14 protein-coding genes are annotated in these 15263 nt (G+C 68.3%); all 14 read right to left on the bottom strand.

All coding sequences use genetic code 11. The features are described from left to right. Window positions 1-95: 95 nt before the first annotated feature. Window positions 96-599, bottom strand: a complete 504-nt coding sequence (locus WMF12_RS39775) for a cytochrome C oxidase subunit IV family protein (RefSeq protein ID WP_437853612.1) — start codon at window positions 597-599, stop codon at window positions 96-98. Window positions 600-614: 15 nt separating this feature from the next. Next, entirely contained in the window at window positions 615-1301 is a 687-nt protein-coding gene (locus tag WMF12_RS39770; protein ID WP_437711948.1) for a cytochrome c oxidase subunit 3 family protein, read from the bottom strand. Then, on the bottom strand, window positions 1298-2935 hold the full coding sequence (ctaD, locus tag WMF12_RS39765; protein WP_437853610.1) for a cytochrome c oxidase subunit I: 1638 nt from the start codon (window positions 2933-2935) through the stop codon (window positions 1298-1300). Before ctaD ends, WMF12_RS39770 begins: the two co-directional genes overlap by 4 nt. Before the next feature lie 19 nt (window positions 2936-2954). Continuing rightward, window positions 2955-3899 (bottom strand): cytochrome c oxidase subunit II, encoded by a 945-nt coding sequence (gene coxB / locus WMF12_RS39760; protein WP_437741951.1) that lies wholly within the window; start codon window positions 3897-3899, stop codon window positions 2955-2957. Window positions 3900-3929: 30 nt separating this feature from the next. Beyond that, the gene (locus WMF12_RS39755) at window positions 3930-4772 is read right to left on the bottom strand and encodes an SCO family protein (protein WP_437741950.1); all 843 of its coding nucleotides are present in this window, start codon (window positions 4770-4772) and stop codon (window positions 3930-3932) included. Then, entirely contained in the window at window positions 4772-5446 is a 675-nt protein-coding gene (locus WMF12_RS39750; protein WP_437853608.1) for a hypothetical protein, read from the bottom strand. The genes WMF12_RS39755 and WMF12_RS39750 overlap by 1 nt, the downstream gene beginning before the upstream one ends. 10 nt (window positions 5447-5456) lie before the next feature. Then, window positions 5457-6662: a hypothetical protein gene (locus WMF12_RS39745; RefSeq protein ID WP_437741948.1), complete on the bottom strand. Its 1206-nt coding sequence runs from the start codon at window positions 6660-6662 to the stop codon at window positions 5457-5459. Further along, window positions 6659-7264 (bottom strand): c-type cytochrome, encoded by a 606-nt coding sequence (locus tag WMF12_RS39740; protein WP_437853606.1) that lies wholly within the window; start codon window positions 7262-7264, stop codon window positions 6659-6661. Before WMF12_RS39740 ends, WMF12_RS39745 begins: the two co-directional genes overlap by 4 nt. After that, window positions 7261-8028: a DUF3341 domain-containing protein gene (locus WMF12_RS39735; RefSeq protein WP_437853604.1), complete on the bottom strand. Its 768-nt coding sequence runs from the start codon at window positions 8026-8028 to the stop codon at window positions 7261-7263. The genes WMF12_RS39740 and WMF12_RS39735 overlap by 4 nt, the downstream gene beginning before the upstream one ends. Then, entirely contained in the window at window positions 8018-9451 is a 1434-nt protein-coding gene (gene nrfD, locus WMF12_RS39730; protein WP_437853602.1) for an NrfD/PsrC family molybdoenzyme membrane anchor subunit, read from the bottom strand. Before nrfD ends, WMF12_RS39735 begins: the two co-directional genes overlap by 11 nt. After that, window positions 9448-12447, bottom strand: coding sequence for a TAT-variant-translocated molybdopterin oxidoreductase (locus WMF12_RS39725; protein WP_437853600.1), 3000 nt, complete (start codon window positions 12445-12447; stop codon window positions 9448-9450). The genes nrfD and WMF12_RS39725 overlap by 4 nt, the downstream gene beginning before the upstream one ends. After that, complete coding sequence (locus tag WMF12_RS39720) at window positions 12444-13139, bottom strand: cytochrome c3 family protein (protein ID WP_437545829.1); 696 nt, start codon at window positions 13137-13139, stop codon at window positions 12444-12446. Before WMF12_RS39720 ends, WMF12_RS39725 begins: the two co-directional genes overlap by 4 nt. A 343-nt stretch (window positions 13140-13482) precedes the next feature. Next, complete coding sequence (locus WMF12_RS39715) at window positions 13483-14268, bottom strand: phytanoyl-CoA dioxygenase family protein (protein ID WP_437853599.1); 786 nt, start codon at window positions 14266-14268, stop codon at window positions 13483-13485. After that, window positions 14265-15260, bottom strand: coding sequence for an aldo/keto reductase (locus WMF12_RS39710; protein ID WP_437853597.1), 996 nt, complete (start codon window positions 15258-15260; stop codon window positions 14265-14267). The genes WMF12_RS39715 and WMF12_RS39710 overlap by 4 nt, the downstream gene beginning before the upstream one ends. Between the last annotated feature and the right edge of the window lie 3 nt (window positions 15261-15263).

Genomic DNA, 15263 nt, shown 5'->3' with positions numbered 1-15263 from the left:
GGTGTCAGGAAAAACCCCAGCGAATACCGTGACTTGGAATTGTTGGCTGGGTTACGTTCTGCCTCGCGCCGGCGGGGCGCTCGGCCCCGGGCTGGTCACTTGGCCTCTTCGGCTCCGTTGCCGTGCGCGCCGTGCGCGGGCGGCGGCGGCGCCTTGTGCGCCCGCTTCATCCTCCAGTCGTCGGCGGCGCGCTTGCCGTCGAACGGCGCCTTGATGTCCGCCGGCCGCTCGCCCTCGATCCCCTCGGCCCGGCCGCGGTTGGCCGTGTCGAACATGGTGAAGCCGATGAAGATCGCCAGGAAGATGAGCGACGACGCGAAGATCAGGGTGTGGAACTTATGGTCCCACTTGAGGTGCATGAAGATGAGCGCCACGACGCCCGCCTTCATCGTCGCGATGAGGACCGCGATCGCCAGGTTGGCCGCGCCGAGGTCGACGTAGCTCGCGCCCACGGTGACGACCGTGAGCACGAGCAGCGCGAGCCACGTGGCGATGTAGACCTTGAGCGGCAGGACGTGAGGCACGTGGTCTGCGCCGTGGCCATGGCCGTGCCCGTGCCCGTGCCCGTGCGCGCCAGCTGCTTCTGCGTGTGTCGACATGCTGTCCTCTAGGCCTCAGCCCACCAAGTAGAGCAGGGGGAAGAGATAGATCCAGATGAGGTCGACGAGGTGCCAGTACAGCCCCACCCCTTCGACCGGCGAGTAGTAACGGCTCGAGAACTCACCGCGCAGGTTGCGGATGAGGATCCAGGTGATGAGCCCCATCCCGATGACGACGTGCAGCCCGTGGATGCCCGTCATCATGAAGTAGATGGCGAAGAACGTCCCCGCGTGGGCCGTGGTGAAGCCCTGGGCGGTGAAGTACTTCCCGGGCAGGAGGCCGTCGTGGAACTTGTGCTGGTACTCGAAGTACTTGATCACAAGGAACACGGCCGCGCAGAGCAGGGTCACCACGAGCAGCCGGGTGGTGGTCTTCTGGTCGCTCCTCTGCGCAGACCGGACGGCGAGCGCCATCGTCAGGCTGGAACAGATGAGCACGATCGTGTTGATGCCGCCCATCACCTTGTCGAGGTGATGGTGGGCTTCCACGAACGAGTCGAAGAACCAGCCCCGGAAGATGGCGAACGCGCAGAACAGCCCGCCGAAGAGCAGGATCTCCGTGACCAGGAAGAGCCAGATGCCCATCCTGCCGGCGTCGAACTGCGTGTCGGCGGAATCGAAATGATGGGCGACGTGGAAGTCGGCAGACAGGGCGGTGCCTGCCTTGTTCGGCCGGTCGGCGGCCTCGGCGTGCGCGCTCATGCGTTCTCCGTGTTGAAGTCGTAGGCGCCCTTGGTCACGACCGGGGTGCGGACGAAGTTCTCGGTGATGGGCGGGGAGGCGGTGGTCCACTCGAGGCTGAGCCCACCCCAGGGGTTCGCCGGCGCCGGAGCGCCGGAGCGCAGCGACTTGATGAAGCAGATGATCATCACGAGGAAGCCGAGGCCCAGGATCCACGAGCCCACGGTCGAGAAGGCGTGCAGCGGCTGGAACTGGTCCAGGTAGTTGTAATAGCGGCGCGGCATCCCGCGGCTACCGAGGACGAACTGCGAGAAGAACGTGACGTTGAAGCCGATGAAGACCAGCACGCAGGAGATCGACGCGAGCCGCTCCGAGTACATCTTGCCCGTGATCTTGGGCCACCAGTGGTGGAGCCCGCCGATGTAGGCGATGACGGTGCCGCCGACCATCACGTAGTGGAAGTGCGCGACCACGAAGTACGTGTCGTGCAGGTGCAGATCGACGCTGAGCATCCCGAGGAAGACGCCGGTGAGCCCGCCGATCGAGAAGAGGATGAGGAACGACAGCGCGTACAGCATCGGCGCGCTGTAGCTGATGGAGCCGCGCCACAGCGTCGCGATCCAGTTGAAGACCTTCACGCCGCTGGGGATGGCGACGAGGAAGGTCAGGAACGAGAACATGATCGCCGCGAACTCGCTCTGGCCGGAGGTGAACATGTGGTGGCCCCACACGAGGAAGCCGACCAGGGCGATGGCGACGCTGGAGAACGCGATCGCCTTGTAGCCGAAGACCCTGCGCCGCGCGTGGACCGAGATGAGCTCGCTGATGATGCCCATGCCCGGCAGGATCATGATGTAGACGGCCGGGTGGCTGTAGAACCAGAAGAAGTGCTGGTAGAGCACCGGGTCGCCGCCGAGCGCCGGGTCGAAGATGCCGATGTGGAACGCGCGCTCCGCGATGAGCAGGAGGAGCGTGATGCCGAGGACCGGCGTGGCGAGGATCTGGACGATGCTGGTCGCGTAGATCGCCCAGAGCATGAGCGGCATCTTGTACCAGCCCATCCCGGGGGCCCGGAGCTTGTGCATCGTGACGATGAAGTTCAGCCCCGTGAGCACGCTGGAGAAGCCCAGGATGAACACGCCGAACGTGACGCTCAGGACCGACGTCGTGGTCACCGTGCTCGAGTACGGCACGTAGAACGTCCAGCCGGTGTCGATGCCGCCCGTGACGAGCGACGACAGCGTGAAGAGCGCGCCTATCCAGTAGAGGTACAGGCTGAGGAGGTTCAGCTTGGGGAAGGCGACGTCCTTCGCGCCGATCATGATCGGCAGGAGGAAGTTGCCGAGCGCGCCGGGGATGCTCGGGATGATGAACAGGAACGTCATCACCGCGCCGTGGAGCGTGAACATCTGGTTGTAGGTGTTCGCGCTCATCAGCGTCTCCTTCGGCGTCAGCAGCTCGAGCCGGAGGACGAGCGCGAACACCCCGCCCATCGCGAACGCGATGAACGTGCTGATGAGGTACATCAGGCCGATCCGCTTGTGATCGACCGTGGTGAGCCACGACATGATCCCGCTCTGGGCCCGGATGTAGTCCGTTCCGTGGCCGGCGTCGGGTGCCGTATTGACGTCGAGGGTTGTTACGGTCTGCGACATGACTGCTTCTCCCCGGCGCTCACTTCACCGACTTCAGATAAGCGATGAGCGCGTCCACTTCTTTGTCCTTGAGGAGCCCCTTGAACGACGGCATCACCGGCGGGTAGCCGCGCACGACCTGGCCGCCGGGGTTGAACACGCTCTCGCGGAAGTAGTTCTCGTCCGCGATGAGCTTGGATCCGTCCGCGAGCTCCTCCTCGCGGCCGAAGAGCCCCTTGAGCGACGGGCCCTGGATGCGCGTCCCGTCGAGCGAGTGGCAGGTCGCGCAGCTCCGCTTGGCGAAGAGCAGCTTGCCGAGCTCCTCGGGCGGCAGGTCGCTGTTGTTGTTGCCCTCGAGCCACTTCTCGAAGTCCGACTGCTCCAGCACCTTGACCGTGGCGAGCATGTCCGAGTGACCGGAGCCGCAGTACTCGGTGCACAGGAGCACCGTCTCTCGCGTCTCCGTCGCCTCGAACCACAGCGACGTGTACGACCCCGGGACCACGTCCTGCTTCACGCGGAACTCCGGGATGTAGAAGCTGTGGAGGATGTCCTTCGAGCTCATGATAAGCCGCACCGGGCGCCCCCGCGGCACGGCGAGCTCGTTCACGGTCGTCGTCCCGTCGGGGTAGGTGAACGTCCACAGGTACATCTCGCCCGTGACGTTGATCTCGTAGGACTCGGCCGGCGCGACGGAGGCGTGCACGTAGCCGCGCATGCCCACGAAGAAGAGCGCGATCACGATGGCGAGCGGGATCAGCGTCCACACGACCTCGACCGTCGTGCTGTGGTCGATGGGGCTCGTCTTGTCGCGCTCGCTCCGCCGCTTGTACTTGATGGCGAAGAGCACCGTCGCCCCCGCCACCAGGATGAAGAAGAGGACGGAGACCCAGTAGGCCGCGTCCCAGCCGGCGTCGATGTGCTCAGCGAGCGTCGAGCCCTGGCGGGGCAGCCAGAAGGAGCCGAGTTCGATCGGGTTTTTCATCACCATAGTTGTGGCTCCGCCACCTTGTATCTAGGAAGCCTCGTTTACACGCGCCCTCGTGCGGGAGCGTTCAGTCCGCCAGAAGCGAATGAGCCAGAGCCCGATGAGCACGACGGTGACGACGCCTGACGCCATCATCAGCCGCCTCGTCGCCAGGACGTACCCTCGGGCGTTGGGATCGTAATGGAAACAGAACAAGAGCACCCGATCCCAGGCGCTCCCGACCTGCCCGCTGCCCGCTTCGCGCAGCGCGAGGCCGAAGTTCTTCTGTGGGAAGGAGATGCCGTACAGCGTGCGCGACAGGCGCCCGTCGGGCGTGAAGACGAACGCGCCCGCCGCGTGTGCGTACTGCTTGGTCGTCTCGTCCCACCGGTAGTGGAAGCCCACCGCGTCGGCGAGCGCGCGCACCGACGCCTCGTCTCCGACGAGGAAGTCGAAGCCGTCGCCGGTGACCGGCTTGCCGTACGCCTCGATGTAGTTCGCCCGCTTCTTGCGCGCGGCTTCGGGCGTATCGCGGGGGTCGAAGCTGACGACGAGGGCGCGGTACTCCTCGCCCGCGGTCCAGGCGCTCTCCTTCATGGCCTGGAGCACGCCGTTCAGGACCAGCGAGCACAGCATCGGGCACTCGAAATAACCGAGCACCAGGACGAGGGGCTTGTCGCCCGCCGCATATTTGGCGAGCTCGACCTCTTGCCCCGACTGGTCGCGGAGCCGGAGCTTCTGCGGGAGCAGGGCTCCCGGCCGCTCCTCGATGTCGATGCCGGCGAGCTCCGTCGGAATGGTCGTGTCCGCAGCTCGCGCGCTCCGCGCCGGGGTGACCGTGGCCACCACGAGCGCGAGAACGGCGAGCAGGGCAGACAGCGGGCGGGACATCACTGCTCCGGAGCGGGGGTCGCCGGGGCTGCGGGCTTGGGCGCCGCGCCTGCAGGCGCGGCGGGCTTGGCGTCCGCGGGCTTGGCGGGCTTCACGGCGTCGGCGGGCTTGGCCGTCTCGGCGGGCTTCACGGCGTCGGCGGGCTTCACGGCGTCGGCGGGCTTGGCCGTCTCGGCAGGCTTGGCGGCGTCCGAGGGCTTCGCCGCGTCCTTGTCGCCCGGCTTCGCTGCGTCTTCGCCCTTCGACGGCTCGCCGGCGGCGCCCTCGGCGGGCTTCGCCGCGCCGTCCGCCGGCTGCGCGCCCTCGGTCGTCGCAGCGGGAGCGGCCGCGGTCCTCACGCGCTTCTCCTGGTAGTCCTTCAGGGTGAGCGCGACGGCCTGATCGATCGGGATGCGGACGATGCCCTTCTTCTCGTCAGCCCACTGGTAGCGGCTGAGCCGCTCCTTCTCCAGGGCCCGCAGGGCGCGGACCCCGCTGCTCGGCGGCTCCAGCACCTTGGTCGAGATCTCGCGCTCCATCGTCGCCTTGAAGATCTCGTTGACGAAGAGCACGACCACCACGATGGAGAACAGCGTGGCGATCACGATCACGAAGATGAGCGAGTTGTTCGGTCGATCCACCTCGGCCTGGGCCTCGGCGTGATCGGTCGCTGTGTTGTCGGTCGCTTCGCTCATGGCCGGCTCCTTACGGGTTGTCGATCCGAGCCGCTTCGGCAAGGTGAGGGTCGTTCAGGGGATACAGCGGGCTCTTGGCCGCCTGGAGCGCGAGCATCCAGGCTCCCACGCCCAGCGGGCCGAGCAAGCCGGCGAGGTCGATCCAGCTCAGGTGCGCGCCGTGGTGATCCACGTTCGGCATGACGAGCCAGTAGAGGTCGACGTAGTGCATCACGAGGAGGAGCACCGACGCCGCGCCGAGCACGAGCGGGCTCCGCTTCGCGTGCCGCGACAGGAGGACGAGGAACGGAACGACGAAGTGCCCGAACAGCAGGGCCAGGCTCACGACCTTCCACGAACCCTCCCAGCGGTGCTGGTAGAAGATCGTCTCCTCCGGGATGTTCGCGTACCAGATCAGGATGAACTGCGAGAACGCGATGTAGGCCCAGAAGATCGTGAAACCGAAGAGCAGCTTGCCGATGTCGTGCTGGCGCTCGACGTTGCTCACCTTGCGCAGGAGCCCCGCCTTGTGGAGCGCGATCGTGATCAGCGCGAGCGCCGAGAGGGAGCTCGTGGCCGAGCCGGCGAACACATAGACGCCGAAGATCGTCGAGTACCAGTGCGGGTCGATGCTCATCAGCCAGTCGAACGCCGCGAACGAGATGGTCAGGGCGAAGACGATGACGGCCGGGGCGGCCCCGGCGCGCATCCTCGCGGTGGGCCGGAAATCGGCGCTCTTGTCCTGCGCGCGGGAGGTCTTGATGAACCAGAGCGCGAGGCCCGCCCACGCCGCGAGGAACACCACGGCGCGGATGTAGAAGAACGTCGGGTTCAGGTAGGGCGCCTTCTGGTGGAGCACATGATCGTTCGCCGCGTCGGGCCCCATCCAGTGATGGTAGATGTCGTGGGCGAGCACCGCGACCGGGAGGAAGAGCACGATGCAGGCGGGCAGGATGCCGCTCATCCACTCCATGTGGCGGCGCGCGGCCGCCGACCAGCGCGCGCGGGTCAGGTGCTGGATGATCACGAAGAACAGCGCGCCGAGCCCGATCGTCACGAGCCACGTGAAGCCGGTGAGATACGAGAACGCAAAGCGCTTCGCGTCGGAGACCGCCGCCGCCGCCGAGAGCACCACGCCGACGATCGCCAGCACCATGCTCCCCGAGACGAGCCGCTTCGCGACCGCCGGATCGAGGACCTTCGTGTCCTCGGCCAGAGCACTTCCGTGGGACTTCATGGAGTTCCGCTCTCCTTCGCGATGTTGCCCCGCTGGGCCTCGGGCACGTCGTCGACGCGCGCGTGCTGGCTGTGCTGCAGCACGCGCACCCACGTGACGATCGCCCACCGGTCCTTGACCGGGATCTGCTTCCGATAGGACGGCATGTTGCGCACGCCGTTCGTGATGACGTTGAAGATCTCGCCGTCGGGCAGGCCGAGGGCCCGGTCGGACGCGAGGTCGATGGGGGGCGGGTACCCGCGCTTCACCACCATGCCCTGGCCGCTCCCGCTCTGGTCGTGGCACGGCGCACAGTAGATGTTGAAGCGATCCTGGCCGCGCCGGATCACCGCCTCATCGACGGTGATGGGCGCGAACGCCAGGAACGTCTCGCCGTCCTTGCCGGTGCGGTAGGCCTCGCTCTCGTCGAGCGCTCCCTGGGCCACCGTGCCTTCGACGATCGGCCGCATCGCCCGCCCGTCGGGGAACAGGCGGGTGCCCTCCTCGGGCTGGAACTTGGGCTGCCAGTCCATGTCTCCGAAGAGGTGGATCGGCGGATCGCTGCTCGCCTGTCCGCGGCAGCCTGCCAGGACGACGAGGAGGGGAATGCACCAGCGCTTCACGAGGAGACCTCCCGGATGCCCTGGGCGCCGAGGCGCTGGAGGAGGTTGCGCGTCTCCGTGGAATCGAACTTCGGGTCGCTCGCCTCGACGCTGATGAAGAAGGCGTCGTCGGTCGCCCGCGGGAACGAGGGGTGCGTCATGGTGGGGTGGAACAAGGTGGGCAGGCGCCCGAGCGCGAAGAGCCCGAAGAAGCACGTGAGCGCCGCGAAGAGGACCGTGAGCTCGAAGAAGATGGGGATGAAGGCCTGGTACGAGAACGACGGCTTGCCGCTGATGATGAGCGGATAGTCGTAGTACTGCGTGTACCAGGCGAGCGCGATGGCGCTGGCGAGCCCCGCCGCCCCGCCGCCGAGTACGAGCCACGGCAGCGGAGACGGCTTGAGCCCCATCGCCTTCTCCAGCCCGTGCACGGGGAACGGCGTGTGCGCGTCGAAGCGGCTGTACCCGGCGTCCCGGAGCGCCTCGCACGCGTGGAAGATGTCCTTCGGGGTCGTGAAGAAGCCCATCACCCCGAACAGGGCCGACTCCCCGTCCGCCTCCTGCTCGGCCTTGCGCTCCAGCTTGCGCTCGATCGCGAGCGCGGCCTGACCGTGCGGCCCGCTCTCGCGGGGCTCGTCGTACTCCGCGTCGTCCTCGGGCACGTGGCCCTGCGGCTTGATGTCGGGCTGGCTGTCGCGCGCGGCGTCCTTGAGCGCTCGTGCCTCCTCGGCCGAGGCGGGCTTCCCGGAGCGCTTCTGGCGTCGAGCATCGCTGTTACGCTGCATGATGAGCCTCGTCGTTGCTGTGCGAGCCGTGAGGATCGGCCGCCGCCGTGACCCCCTTCACCTCGCTGATCGCGACCATCGGCAGGTAGCGGACGAACAGCAGGAAGAGCGTGAAGAAGAGGCCGAACGAACCGAAGAACGTCGAGATGTCCCAGATGGTCGGGCGGAAGTAGGTCCAGCTCGAGGGGAGGAAGTCGCGGTGGAGGCTCGTCACGATGATGACGAAGCGCTCGAACCACATCCCGATGTTGACCAGGATCGAGATGATGAACATCGCGGGGATGCTGGTGCGCACCTTCTTGAACCAGAAGAGCTGCGGGAAGATCACGTTGCAGCTCACCATGGTCCAGTAGGCCCAGGCGTACGGGCCCAGGATGCGGTTCCGGAAGGCGAACTGCTCGTAGCCGTTGCCGCTGTACCAGGCGATGAAGAGCTCCATCCCGTACGCGTAACCGACCATGGTGCCGGTCGCGACGATGACCTTGTTCATGTTCTCGAGGTGCCGCATCGTGATGAGCCCCTCGAGACCGAACGCCTTGCGCGCGAACACCATCAGCGTGACGACCATCGCGAATCCGCTGAAGATGGCGCCGGCGACGAAGTACGGCGGGAAGATCGTCGTGTGCCAGCCGGGGATGATCGAGACGGCGAAGTCGAACGACACGATCGTGTGCACGCTGAGCACGAGCGGCGTCGAGAGCCCGGCGAAGATCAGGTAGGCCTTCTCGTAGTGGAGCCAGTGGCGGTGCGAGCCGCGCCAGCCGAGGCAGAGGATCCCGAAGACGATCTGCTTCGTCCGGGTCGTGGCCCGGTCGCGGATCGTGGCGAGATCGGGGATGAGCCCGACGAACCAGAAGAGGGTCGAGACCGTCGCGTACGTCGAGACGGCGAACACGTCCCAGAGCAGCGGGCTCTTGAAGTTCGGCCAGAGGCTCATCTGGTTCGGGATCGGGAACAGCCAGTGGGCGAACCAGATCCGGCCCAGGTGGGCCACCGGGTAGATGGCGGCGCACGCGACCGCGAAGATCGTCATCGCCTCCGCGGCGCGGTTGATGCTCGTCCTCCACTTCTGTCGGAAGAGGAAGAGGATGGCGCTGATCAGCGTGCCGGCGTGGCCGATACCGACCCAGAACACGAAGCCGGTGATGTCCCACGCCCAGTTGACCGTGGTGTTCAGCCCCCAGATACCGATACCGGTCCCGACGAGGTGAACGAGCGAGCCGGCGAGGATGAAGAGGATGCTGATGGCAAGGCACAGCAGGACGAGCCACCCGGGGGGGCGCTTGCTGAGGACGATGCCCGCGACTTTGTCGGTGAGAGAGCGGAAGTCGTCCTTCCCCTGCACGAGCGGCGCCTCGTCCAAGAGGGCGGCGCGGTCCGAGAGCCGGGGGTGATCGACCTGGAGGGGTGCTGTGGCGCTCATGCGTCGGCGAGCTCCGGGTTCTTGTTGCGGATCTTGGCGAGGTACGTGACCCGCGGCTTGGTGTTGATCTCGTCCAGCAATCTGTAACCGCGCGGGCTAGCGGCCGCCGCGGCCACCTGGCTCTTGGGGTCGTCGAGGTCGCCGAAGACGATGGCCTGCGTCGGGCAAGCGCCCTGGCACGCGGTCACGACCTCGCCGTCCTTGATGTGCTCCCGCCCCTCTCGCTTCGCGTCGATCTTGGCGTGGTTGATCCGCTGCACGCAGAAGGTGCACTTCTCCATGACGCCCCGCGATCGAACGGTGACGTTGGGGTTGAACTGCATCTTCCGCTCCTCCGAGTCCGGCTGGCCGTACTCGAGGAAGTTGAAGCGACGGACCTTGTAAGGGCAGTTGTTGGCGCAGTACTTCGTGCCGACGCACCGGTTGTACGCCATGTCGTTCAGCCCCTCGGGGCTGTGCGTCGTGGCGGCGACCGGGCACACCTGCTCGCACGGCGCGTTCTCGCAGTGCTGGCAGGGGAGCGGCTGCGAGATGCTCTCCGGCTCGTTCGGGTCCGTGCCCTGGAAGTAGCGGTCGATCCGGAGCCAGTGCATCTCGCGGGTCTGCCGCACGCCGTCGGCGCCGACGACCGGGATGTTGTTCTCGGCCTGGCAGGCGACGACGCACGCGTTGCACCCGAGGCAGGCGTTGAGGTCGATGGTCATGCCCCAGGCGTGCCCCTGCCTCCGGTTCGGCTCCTTGAACAGGCTGAGGAGCGGCGGCACGTGGACCTGCTTCTGGGCGAACGCCGCGTCCTTCTGGAACTCGGCGAGCGTCCCCTCGCGCGCGAGCGGGCGGCCCTCCATCACGAAGTGCTCCTGGGTGCGCGCGAGCTCGACGACCTCGCCGGTCTTCTCCAGCGAGAAGCCGCCGGCGAGCTCGAAGGCGTCGCTCTTCCGCAGCGGGGTCGTGTCGACGCCGACGCCATGGCCGACCCGGAGCTTCGCGCGCCGCCCCTGGCCGATGGTGATGCCCACCGAGTCGTCCGCCTGCCCCGGCGCGACGAGGACGGGGATCCGCACCGACGCGCCGCTGCCCGTCAGCGTCACGACGTCGCCGTCCTTCAGGCCGAGCCGCGCCGCCGTCGAGGGCGAGAGGTTCGCGGCGCTGCCCCAGGTGAGCTTCGTCATCGGGTGGGGCAGCTCCTGGAGCCACCCGTTGTTCGCGAACCGGCCGTCCCACGCGTGCACGTCGGGCCGGAAGGTCACCTCCAGGCCCTCGCCCACGGCGGGCGCGAACGCGCGCAGCGCCTCGATCGCGCCCTGCGTCGCGGCGGCAACCTGCTCGTCCGCGAGCTGGGTTCCCGCGACGAGGCCGTCGTGCAGCGCGCGGCGGAAGTCGTCCTCGGTGCGCTTCGCGCCCTCGGCGGTCAGCCAGGTCGCCCGCACCAGATCGTACGCCGTCCGCGAGCTGCCGAGCAGGAGCTCGATGACCTCGGCGTCGGTCCTGCCGCCGAAGAGCGGCGCGATGAGCGGCTGCGCGATGCTGGCCGTCCCGTCCTCCGCCCGCACGTCGCTCCACGACTCCAGCGGGTGGGCGCGGTTCAGGTGCCAGCGGGTGCGCTCGCTCGTCTCGTCGACGTGCGTCGAGACGTGCACGCTCACGGGCACCTTGGCGAGCGCGTCGGCGAAGCGCGCGTCCGCGGGCGCGTCGAAGGCCGGGTTGCCGCCCAGGATGATCAGCGTCTCGACCTCGCCCTTCTCGATGGAGCGCGCGAGCTCGACGAGCGCCTCGGGGCCCTCGCGCGAGTCGTCGAAGGGCGCGACGAGCCGGACCGCCTTGCCCGTGTTGTCGAGCGCGAGGTTGATGAGGTGCACGAGCCCGTGGACCTCCTTCGGCAGCGAGCGCCCGGCCACGACCGCGCCCTGACCCCGGTTGGCGACGAGGTCGGCGGCGATGGCGGCGACGTGCCGGGTCGCCTTGGCGTCGAGCCCTTCCGATTTGCCCTCGAGCGCGCTGAGCAGCTGCGGGTCGAGCGCGACCCCGCGCTTGCCGAGCTCGGTCGCGAGGGCGAAGGTGAAGGCGGGGATCTTGCGGCTCTGGATGCGGAGCCGGTGATCCGCGGCCGCGCCGGTGATCGTGAAGGTGCTCTCGACGGAGTAGAGGCGGTTCATCGCCTTCGGGTCCTTGTCGACCGCGCGGCCCGCCGTGAACGCGCGCCCCTGCTTGAGCGGGCTGCCGTCGGAGGCGAACAGGTCGGCGTCGATCGCGACGATCACGCGCGCCTTCGTCAGGTCGAGCGTGGTCTCGAGCGGCTTGCCGAACGCGAGCCGCGCGCCCTCACGCGCGGCGTCGCGCGAGAAGGGCTCGTACCGGACGACGCGCGCCTCAGGCAGCGTCTTGCGGAGATCGGCGAGGCGCGCGGCCAGCGTCGGCGACCGGTGCGCCTCGGTCAGGATCGTGAGCCCCTTGCCGCCGCGGCCGCGGAGCTTGTCGCCCTCGGTGCGGAGGAACGCCGCGGCGTCGTCCCACGACTTTTCGGTCGCGCCCTCGCGCGGCGACTTGCTGCGATCGGGATCGTAGAGGTCGAGGATCGAGGCCTGGATGTAGAGCGTGGTCCCGCCGACGCTCTCGGGGTGCTTCGGGTTGCCCTCGATCTTGGTGGGCCGTCCCTCGTGGCTCTCGACGATGACGCCGAAGGCTGTGCCCATCATCGGGAGCGCCGTCGCGAAGAACAGCGGCTTGCCCGGGATGACCTCCTCCGGGGTCCGCGAGTACGGCAGGATCTGCTCGACAGGCCGGCGGCAGCCCACGAGGCCACCGAGCGCGAGCGACGCGCCCATGAGGCTCAGGAACGTGCGCCGCCCGACGCCCTCCGGCGGCTCGAACGCGGCCGGCGGGAACTCGCGCCCGAGCGCGTCGACGAAGTCGGGCGAGCCGGAGAGCTCGTCCAAGCTGCGCCAGTAGGTCTTTCCAGAGAGGTCCTGGGCGAGGGGGAGAGGAGTTCGTTTACTCATCGGTGGCACCCCGAGCAGTGAAGCGGCGCCTGCACCTGCCGCCCGGAGGAAGTGACCGCTGGCACGCGATCGTTGTAAGGCTCGTGGCTCGCGGGGATGCCGGCGCCCGCCATGGCGGCCGTCGCGGGTGCCATATCCATCTTGGTGACGTCGGCGGGATTGCGGAGGTTGGGACCCGGATCGCGGTGGCAGTCCAGACACCACCCCATGGTGAGCGGCTGGACCTGCCGGACCTTGTGCATCTGGTCCACGCGTCCGTGACAGCTCACGCAGCCGACCCCTGCGGCCAGGTGGGCCGAGTGGTCGAAATAGGCGTAGTCGGGAAGGTTGTGGACGCGCACCCAGGGGATGGGTTGATCCGTCGCCCAGCTCTCCTGCACGAGGAGGAGCTTTTCGCTGTCCCGCCGCACCTTGGCATGACAGTTCATGCACGTCTCGGTGGGGGGAACCGCGGCGAAGCTGGATACCTCTACTGTGCTGTGACAGTAGCGGCAGTCGATGCCGAGGTCGCCGGCGTGCAGCTTGTGGGAATAGTCAACCGGTTGATCCGGCTGATACCCGACCTCGAGGTGTTTGTTGGTACCGTAGTACCAGAATCCGCCGATCACAGCGGCGCCGAGGGGCAGGACTCCGAAGAGCAGCCCCAGCGGAACCACTTTGTTGGCCCATCGTGGGAACAGGAACCGAGCCATAGGGTTGTGGTGGGCGTCGGAGGGACGCGCGGGCGCAGTTATGGCTTGCTGGCGGGGTGCGACAAGACGGCAAAGTGCCGCGTGACTGCGGCAGATTGCCGCTGTGGGTAATTGAGGCTCCACGCCGCGGCAGGTCGCCGCGGGGGCGCGGCAGGTTGCCGCGGGTGCAAGCGTTCGTCCTTACGACACGGTGGCGAACTGGATGCGACACCGGATCGAAAAATTCTCGAAACGTCGACGCCGACCGGGGAACGTTCCGGGGAAGCCGGGGGAAGCCAGGGGAAGGGGAGGGCTGGCGAGCGAGGGGCCGCCGACCGTGCCGAGGCCGCCTGCCCGGGGGAGCTCAGAACACCGGCGTGAACGTGCGTGGGGCCTTCTTCTTCCTGAGGCAGCGGGTCGCCCTGCTGATGTAGCAGACGGTGAACGCTCGCCTCGGCTGGCCGCTCCGGTTCACGGCGGAGCAGTGCCAGAGGTAGTTGTGGATCAGCAGGGCCTCGCCCGCGCGCGCCGGCAGCGCGATCTTGCGGGCGTCCGCGTCGGCCGCGCGTACGCGGTCGCTCGGAATGACGCCGCCGAGCGGCGTCGCGAGCCCGTCGATGTGGCTGCCTTCCAGCACCTCCACGCAGCCGCCGCCGGCGGGCGCGTCGTCGAGCGCGGTCCAGATCTGCAGCTCGGGGTCGCGATCCAGACCCCAGTAGCTGCCGCCGTCCTGGTGCCAGGGCAGCGGCGTCCCTCCGGACGCGGCCTTGTTGAAGAGCACGGCCCGGTAGATGGAGACCTCTCCGTCGATGAGCGCGCGCGCGATCCTCTCGAAGAGCGGGTTCTCGATCCAGGCGAGGAACAGCGGGTCCTTCTCGAGCTTCTCGAGCTTCCGGTACGACGTGCTCGGCCCCTGATAGCCCTTGCCGTACGGCAGATCCTCGTAGCGGCCCGACGCCGCGTCGTGCTGGAAGAAGAGCCCGGGGTACGTGACGCGCCCGAGCATCAGGTCATCCGAGCGCGCGCGCAGCGCCGCGAGCCCCGCGTCGGTCATCACGCGCCCGAGGCGGGCGTGGCCGCGGGCGGCGTAGTCGGCCAGGGGGCGCGCGAGATCGAGGTCCCTGGCCCCGGGCAGCAGGAGCTCGATCATCGCGCGTAGCTCGCGTCGGTGCCCAGGTGATCGCGGTAGAGCGCGTCCATGCGCCGCGCCGCCTCCTCCGAGAGCGGGCGCCCGACGGCGTCGGCCGCCGCGTCGAGGTGCTCTGCCCGGACCGGGCCGACCAGGATGGAATCGACGACGTCCCGCCCCGCGAGCCAGGCGTACGACAGCGAGAGCAGGCTCATTCCTTCGTCCGCCGCCACCGCGGCGTAGCCGGCCGCGAGCTCGAACATGCGCCTGCTCCAGTACCGGCGCTGGTAGACGCCGTTGCGCTCGAAGCGCGAGCCCGCCTGCGTCGCCTCCGGCCCCGCGTGCCGCCCCGTCAAGAGCCCGCCGGCGAGCGGGTTGTACACCGCGGTGGCCAGCGCGTACCGCCGCGCGAAGGCGGCGTACTCGACGTCGAGCTGGCGGATCAGCGCGTTGTAGAGCACCTGAGAGACGGCGGGGCGCGGCTTCCCGACGGCGTCGCGGCGCGCGATGATCTCCAGGATCTGCCACGACGCGAAGTTGCTGATCCCGTACTGCAGGATCTTCCCCTGCTCGAGCAGGGCGTCGATCGCCGACAGCGTCTCCTCGATGGGCGTCTCCGGGTCCGGCGCGTGGAGATAGCAGACGTCGACCCGGTCGGTGCCGAGGCGCGCGAGGCTCTCTTCGACGGCGCGGATCACGCGCTCGCGCCCGAGGCCCTCGGGCCTGCCCCGGACGCGGCGCAGGCCGACCTTGGTGGCGATCTGCGCCTCGGCCCGGCGGCCCCGGAGCGCCCGGCCGAGGATCCGCTCGGACGCGCCGTCCTGGTAGAGGTTCGCCGTGTCGAACGCGGTGATCCCTCGCTCGAGCGCGCGCAGGGTGATGCGCTCGGCCTCCTCGGGCGGCGTGCGGCCGCCGAAGTTCATCGTGCCGACGAGGATCGCGGGCGGCGCGCCCGGGCGCCGCTTCGCCGTCATTCCCGCCCTCACGTCGTCAGCCTTCACGTCAGGCGCCACGCC

It is taken from the genome of Sorangium sp. So ce363 (assembly GCF_051520435.1).
GTDB classification, from domain to species: Bacteria; Myxococcota_A; Polyangia; order Polyangiales; family Polyangiaceae; genus Sorangium; species Sorangium cellulosum_B.
Note: the sequence above shows the minus strand (reverse complement) of the source record. Positions and strands in the feature narration are given on the sequence as shown.

What these genes read in the sequence shown, in the direction of transcription:
- WMF12_RS39775 (WP_437853612.1), bottom strand. Translation starts at nt 599, where the DNA reads ATGTCGACACACGCAGAAGCAGCTGGCGCGCACGGGCACGGGCACGGG.
- WMF12_RS39770 (WP_437711948.1), bottom strand. Translation starts at nt 1,301, where the DNA reads ATGAGCGCGCACGCCGAGGCCGCCGACCGGCCGAACAAGGCAGGCACC.
- ctaD (WP_437853610.1), bottom strand. Translation starts at nt 2,935, where the DNA reads ATGTCGCAGACCGTAACAACCCTCGACGTCAATACGGCACCCGACGCC.
- coxB (WP_437741951.1), bottom strand. Translation starts at nt 3,899, where the DNA reads ATGAAAAACCCGATCGAACTCGGCTCCTTCTGGCTGCCCCGCCAGGGC.
- WMF12_RS39755 (WP_437741950.1), bottom strand. Translation starts at nt 4,772, where the DNA reads ATGTCCCGCCCGCTGTCTGCCCTGCTCGCCGTTCTCGCGCTCGTGGTG.
- WMF12_RS39750 (WP_437853608.1), bottom strand. Translation starts at nt 5,446, where the DNA reads ATGAGCGAAGCGACCGACAACACAGCGACCGATCACGCCGAGGCCCAG.
- WMF12_RS39745 (WP_437741948.1), bottom strand. Translation starts at nt 6,662, where the DNA reads ATGAAGTCCCACGGAAGTGCTCTGGCCGAGGACACGAAGGTCCTCGAT.
- WMF12_RS39735 (WP_437853604.1), bottom strand. Translation starts at nt 8,028, where the DNA reads ATGCAGCGTAACAGCGATGCTCGACGCCAGAAGCGCTCCGGGAAGCCC.
- nrfD (WP_437853602.1), bottom strand. Translation starts at nt 9,451, where the DNA reads ATGAGCGCCACAGCACCCCTCCAGGTCGATCACCCCCGGCTCTCGGAC.
- WMF12_RS39725 (WP_437853600.1), bottom strand. Translation starts at nt 12,447, where the DNA reads ATGAGTAAACGAACTCCTCTCCCCCTCGCCCAGGACCTCTCTGGAAAG.
- WMF12_RS39720 (WP_437545829.1), bottom strand. Translation starts at nt 13,139, where the DNA reads ATGGCTCGGTTCCTGTTCCCACGATGGGCCAACAAAGTGGTTCCGCTG.
- WMF12_RS39715 (WP_437853599.1), bottom strand. Translation starts at nt 14,268, where the DNA reads ATGATCGAGCTCCTGCTGCCCGGGGCCAGGGACCTCGATCTCGCGCGC.